The sequence below is a fragment of the Sporomusa sp. genome (assembly GCF_035561255.1).
GTDB lineage: Bacteria > Bacillota > Negativicutes > Sporomusales > Sporomusaceae > Sporomusa.
Genome location: NZ_DATMXX010000001.1, coordinates 1 through 6,033, shown reverse-complemented (window position 1 = coordinate 6,033; position 6,033 = coordinate 1). Strand labels below are relative to the sequence as shown.

General features: G+C 42.2%; 7 protein-coding genes. All 7 read right to left on the bottom strand.

The window, feature by feature from the left end:
- Window positions 1-67: 67 nt before the first annotated feature.
- Window positions 68-667: a stage II sporulation protein R gene (gene spoIIR / locus VN379_RS00035; RefSeq protein ID WP_325529536.1), complete on the bottom strand. Its 600-nt coding sequence runs from the start codon at window positions 665-667 to the stop codon at window positions 68-70.
- A 34-nt stretch (window positions 668-701) separates the two neighbouring features.
- Window positions 702-1,475, bottom strand: coding sequence for an RNA polymerase sporulation sigma factor SigG (gene sigG, locus VN379_RS00030; RefSeq protein WP_325529534.1), 774 nt, complete (start codon window positions 1,473-1,475; stop codon window positions 702-704).
- A gap of 143 nt (window positions 1,476-1,618) precedes the next feature.
- Entirely contained in the window at window positions 1,619-2,338 is a 720-nt protein-coding gene (sigE, locus tag VN379_RS00025; RefSeq protein ID WP_325529540.1) for an RNA polymerase sporulation sigma factor SigE, read from the bottom strand.
- Entirely contained in the window at window positions 2,335-3,267 is a 933-nt protein-coding gene (locus VN379_RS00020; protein WP_325529532.1) for a sigma-E processing peptidase SpoIIGA, read from the bottom strand. The genes sigE and VN379_RS00020 overlap by 4 nt, the downstream gene beginning before the upstream one ends.
- A gap of 198 nt (window positions 3,268-3,465) precedes the next feature.
- Window positions 3,466-4,515, bottom strand: a complete 1,050-nt coding sequence (gene ftsZ, locus VN379_RS00015) for a cell division protein FtsZ (RefSeq protein WP_325529530.1) — start codon at window positions 4,513-4,515, stop codon at window positions 3,466-3,468.
- A gap of 27 nt (window positions 4,516-4,542) precedes the next feature.
- Window positions 4,543-5,736 carry a cell division protein FtsA gene (gene ftsA / locus VN379_RS00010; RefSeq protein ID WP_325529528.1) on the bottom strand — a complete coding sequence of 398 codons (1,194 nt, stop codon included), beginning with the start codon at window positions 5,734-5,736 and terminating at the stop codon, window positions 4,543-4,545.
- Between the two features lie 164 nt (window positions 5,737-5,900).
- The coding region (locus VN379_RS00005) for a DUF1290 domain-containing protein (protein ID WP_325529538.1) at window positions 5,901-6,033 on the bottom strand (133 nt) is incomplete at its 5' end.

Genomic DNA, 6,033 nt, shown 5'->3' with positions numbered 1-6,033 from the left:
AATATGTAGCATCTAGATTCTACAATAATTATATGAAGGACAAGGGCCAAATGTGTGCCGAAATCGTTTATTTATTAAATAATTCGGCTATTTTCCATCGGACTTGAGGAACAGGATCGACTTTCTGCTCAGTTTCTTTTGCATAGCTCAGCGGTGCCAGTGCGGTGTTAGCTCCATCAATAAAACATAGTGGCGGAAACAGTACACACCACCAATTTTGTCCGGCTGCCTGCCCCAATAGAATACGAACAGCCTGATACTCCCCAGCAGGTAACTCTAAACTTCCATATGTGCGAACAGGAAACTCAAAAGTACCCATTTGCACAGCAACCGGATAATTAACCCCGTTTTCGCCCAATACTTTTTTAGCTACCATGATAATATTTTCCTGGTGGCTTGCAATAATGTTATTGGCCTCTTGGGCATCACTTACCTCTTGGACATAAGGGGTTAGATAGGCGATAACTGCATCACGCACTTTTAGTTTAAGCCGTTGATCTTCAGTGCTGTCACTGTTAGCCAGAATATGCAATCTAACATAATCCCCACGTTGTGGCATTACAGGTATTCCACGGTTTGCATCAGAGAGTAACAGACTCCAGCCGCCGGCGACAAAACAAAATATCAGTGTCATTATCATAAGTTTTATCTGTAAATTTTTCCTCATTTTTTACTGCCTCCCAAACACTTGCATGTAAAGCTTATATATATTTGCGCATATGCCCCAAAGCCGCTTTCTCCAATCGCGACACTTGCGCTTGAGATATACCAATTTCGTCAGCAACTTCCATCTGAGTTTTACCTTCAAAGAATCTAAGAGTAAGAATATGCTTTTCCCGTTCACTCAGTTTTCGCAATGCTTCTTTAATTGCCACACCTTCAAGCCAGCTTAAGTCAAGATGCTTATCATCACTAATTTGATCCATAACAAAAATCGGATCACCGCCATCATGATAAATCGGTTCGAACAGTGAGATAGGTTCTTGAATAGCATCAAGGGCAAAGATTATTTCTTCTCTTGGCACTTTGAGTTCGTCTGCAATCTCATTAATGGACGGCTCTCTTGAATATCGGCTGACTAATGAATCACGGACCTGTAGCGCTTTATAAGCAATATCACGCATTGACCGGCTCACCCTGATAGGATTGTTATCTCTTAAATAACGCCGGATTTCCCCAATAATCATTGGCACCGCATAAGTAGAAAACTTAACATTCTGCGACAAATCAAAGTTGTCGATTGCTTTCATTAGACCTATACAGCCTACTTGAAACAAGTCATCTACATATTCACCCCGATTGTTAAATCGCTGGATTACACTAAGTACTAAACGCAGGTTACTATAAATCAACTGCTCCCGGGCCGCTCTTTCGCCAGCTTGCATTACCTCGAACAGCTCACGCATTTTAGTGGCAGAAAGCACCGGGAGCTTTGCTGTATTTACACCACATATCTCTACTTTGTTGATTATCATGTTGTACCTCCCCAGTTTTTCCAGGCTACTAAAACTACTTACCCTACACAAGCATTATTGCCATGGCTTGGAGGTTTTATACTCTAACTGGCAACACGCCAAACCCACAAACAATAAAAATGGCAAAAAAAAAAGCCGTAGGATTATTCCATCCGGCTAATTTCTTTGCGTAACCTCTTTATTATTCTCTTCTCAAGTCGCGAGATGTACGACTGGGATATCCCCAGCATGTCGGCAACTTCCTTCTGAGTGCGCTCGTTACCATCATCATTGAGGCCAAACCTGAGCTCCATAATTCTCCGTTCCCGCCCTGATAACTTACTCATAGCTGTGTACAGCAGAGTTTTATCAACTTCTTCTTCAACTGATTTATAGATTATGTCATTGTCGGTTCCTAATACATCAGATAGCAGCAGTTCATTACCATCCCAATCGATATTAAGTGGCTCATCAAATGACACCTCAGCCCGGGTTTTACTATTGCGGCGCAGGTACATTAAAATCTCATTCTCGATACACCGTGAAGCATAAGTAGCAAGTTTAATCTTTTTAATAGGATCAAAAGTATTTACTGCTTTAATAAGTCCAATTGTGCCAATGCTGACCAAGTCTTCGACACTCACCCCTGTATTCTCAAACTTACGGGCAATATAGACAACAAGCCGCAGGTTACGCTCGATGAAAACACTTTTGACAGACTTATCGCCTTTTTGTAATCGATTAAGCAAAAATACTTCTTCATCGCCAGATAACGGCGGAGGTAAAATTTCTGCACTACCTACATAAAATACCTCATCTGGCTTAAGCCAGCCTATGCGTTGAAGAAATGCTATCACCTTAAGCTTAATATATAATTTAACTATCGGCCAGGTAATGCGCATATCCCTGCCTCCTCTGTCATATTTACCCCGGTTATTAGCGCAGGGTGTAAAAGCGCCTGGCAGTCGCTACCGCCAGAAAGTACACCACTATAGATGCCGATGAGCACATTAGCAGTCTGAGCCGGACCATATTCGGTCATGATCGTAATACTATCCGGCCTAAATCCTAATAAAACACTCCGACTACCGACAGACTGATAAGGAATAATTTCTATCCTGGATAACCATGTTGCATCCAAGCATTGATCCAGATTAGTCAACCACGCATCAGGACTATTTGTAGTCAAATATTCCCTTGCTTGCGAGCTAAGCAGGAGAAGTGATGCCTGGTGATCTAAAAGAACAACAGGCTTGCGCCCCAGCAATGAAAAAAGACCATTACCAGTATCAAGCATACCTGTCACCTCAACATATCGTCCATCATATTCAATTTTTGCCTGATAAAAAGTCTGTCGACGATACATTCTTCCAAGCATTTGTTTTACGATAAGCAAGATAAGTACAACCGCGATAGCACTGCCTATTGCTAAATTACCCCAGGATAGACTAATTATTTGGTTAACCGCGTGCGGCGCCTCGGCCTGGGCAAAGTACAACCACCCCAATACGGCCCCGCCTAAAATAAACGAAATAATAAAGAAAGTAGCAACAAGTATTAAAGTTATCTTTAATGTTTTACGCCCAAAAGCCAATAAGATAATCATTAGTGAGGCTAACAGCTTGCCAGGAATCGTATACAATACCGCCATTTCCGGAAAAATCCCGACAAGTGAATATACTCCTCCCATTAAAGCTGCAGGCAATATGCGTCGCCATCTGAACGAAACGCCTGAGGCATAAGCTGTTAAAACTAAAATGACACTATTCATTATAAAATTAATCAATAGTACCATATCAGCGTAGATGTACACTGGTCATCCCTTCCTGACATGGAATTTTATACCAGGAGAAAAACTGATACATAGCAATATATGCTATCGCCAAAATCACTATGCCAATTATACCAAGGATTTTTTTAAAATAATGTAATTTTTTGCTAAAAGAAACCACTAAAAACAGACAGAAAACCCGGCTCAATAAAGAGCCGGGTCAGAACTTATCGCAAGTGTTTAACGGCGCATCCAGGCCGGAATATCTAGATCTCGACCTTTAAACGGTTCGATAACCGGGCTTTCATGCCTGCCTTCACTTGCCTTTATCAATGGCTTAGGATCAAAACCAGTGGCAATAACAGTCACTCGCACTTGATCTTCAAAACGCTCATCAATAGTTGCACCAAAAATAATTGTTGCTTCCGGATCAGCAGCCTTAGCAATAATATCAGCTGCTTCATTTACTTCAAACAAAGTGGTATTAGGACCACCTGTAAAGTTTAACAAGACTCCTTTGGCACCATCAATCGACATTTCCAGCAGAGGACTCCTAATAGCGGCTTCAACAGCTGCTATTGAGCGATTATCACCGGTGCCAAAACCAATACCCATCAGTGCCGAGCCAGCATCGCTCATAATGGTCTTTACATCGGCAAAGTCAAGATTTATCAGGGCCGGCACGGCAATAAGGTCAGAAATTCCCTGAACCCCTTGCCGCAATACATCATCAACAATTTTAAAAGCATCCAAAATCGAGGTTCGTTTATCGACCACCTGCAGCAAACGATCATTAGGAATAGTAATCAGCGTATCTACCTTTTCTTTAAGCTTAGCGGTCCCTCTTTCTGCCTGCTGTTGACGCTTGCGGCCTTCAAAAGTAAACGGTTTGGTAACAACGCCAACCGTAAGTGCGCCTACCTCTCTGGCACATTCGGCCACTACCGGTGCAGCGCCGGTACCGGTACCACCACCCATACCGGCAGTGATAAATACCATATCAGCACCCTTAAGCACTTTAATAATATCGTCACGGCTTTCTTGGGCTGCTTTTTCACCAATTTCCGGATTAGCCCCTGCCCCTAAACCCTTTGTCAATTTTTCACCAATTTGAATACGATAGGCAGCCTCTGAGCCAATTAACGCTTGTGCGTCTGTATTAATAGTAATAAATTCAACGCCCTGCAGGCCAGCCCCAATCATACGATTTACCGCATTATTGCCACCGCCGCCTACGCCAATAACTTTTATCGATGCAAATTGATCTAAATCCATATCAAATTCCAGCATTAGTAAGTTTTCCTCCCTTAATATCTATCAAATTTTCAATAATTTTTTAGCTTTATGAACCAATAAACTCCAGGCGCTGCGCCCAGCAACTGGCTCATTTGCCGAAATTCTGGAACCGTGTTTTAGAATCCCATAGCACACTGTGTTGGCAGGATGCACATATTCAGCAGCCAAACCTTCGGGTTTTACCGTTTCAGTATGTATTTGAAAAACCTTGGTTACACAAGTCGCTACACTAGGCATCGCTCCGCAACCGCCAGTTAAGTAAATCGCTTCAAAAGCTTGTCCCTGATTTGTTAAATATTCTTCCTGCAGTGGTTTGAGATAACTGTAGACTAAAGTAACAATTTCATCTACCCGGCTTTCAATAATATCATATAAGAAGTCAAAAGGAATATGTTTGTCAACAGTTCCATAGTCATTGCAATCTAAGACTATTCCCTGATTACGTAAATTAGGAGATAGTCGCGAATAATAACGCTTAATTTCCTCAGCATGAGCCCGGCTAACGCTCAGGCCCTGCATTAAATCATTTGTTATGTAGTCACCACCCAACGGTAATGAAGCTGATGAGCATAGGCAGCCGCCCACATACATAGAGATATCGGTAACCCCTGCACCAATATCTATGAAGATGAAGTTAGCTGGCTGACCAGGCAACTCTTTATTCATTCCCTCAGCAGCCATAATACCGCTGGCAACAATTCCATTTAACTGAATTCCACTCTCGCTAAGTGCATTGCTAAGACCCTGCAGTATGCTTTGAGGAGCTGATACTATATGAGTCTCCACTTCAAGAGCCGCACCAAGCTGAGTTATAACTTCCTTTGCCGGAAATACATGCAATACCTCATACTCACTATTTGCAACTGAAAAGACAGCTGCTTTACAAGCACGCTCCACATCAGCGTTGGTGACACTTCCAGATGTTGCCGTCGCAACGGTGCCCATACTATTTTGCGCAACAAGCATCGAGCCACTAATGCCTAAATACACTGATCCTGCAGCGTGGCTATCAGTTGCCATAACAACACATTCTATCGCTTGCCTGATAGAATAGGCCAAAGCACTAACGTCAGTGATAACGCCTCTGACATATCCGGCAGTTGGAGCAGCACCACTGCCATAAAGCTCTATGCGGCCATCGGTTTCTTGCCTTCCAGCCAACACTTTGACCATACCTGTGCCGACATCAATAGCTAATATACTTTTTTTATCCATAACTCCCTCGCAGCACAGTATTATGTTTCTTCCCAATAGTTTCAACATAAGTAGCATTTTCCCTTTTTTTCAAGGGTAAAATTCGCTCTTTTTTTTAAAAAAATCTCTACATAAGAAAAGCCTCAAAGCCGCAACATATTTAGACAGGCTTTGAAGCTTTCCGACTATTTTTTCAAGAAATATCGACGAATTATCGCCAGGTTTTGGAATATCCTTAAACCGAATGCCAAAAGTGAAACATAATATAAATCAATTCCCAGCCGGTCTCCAATATATACTAATCCGGCAGCTAATAAT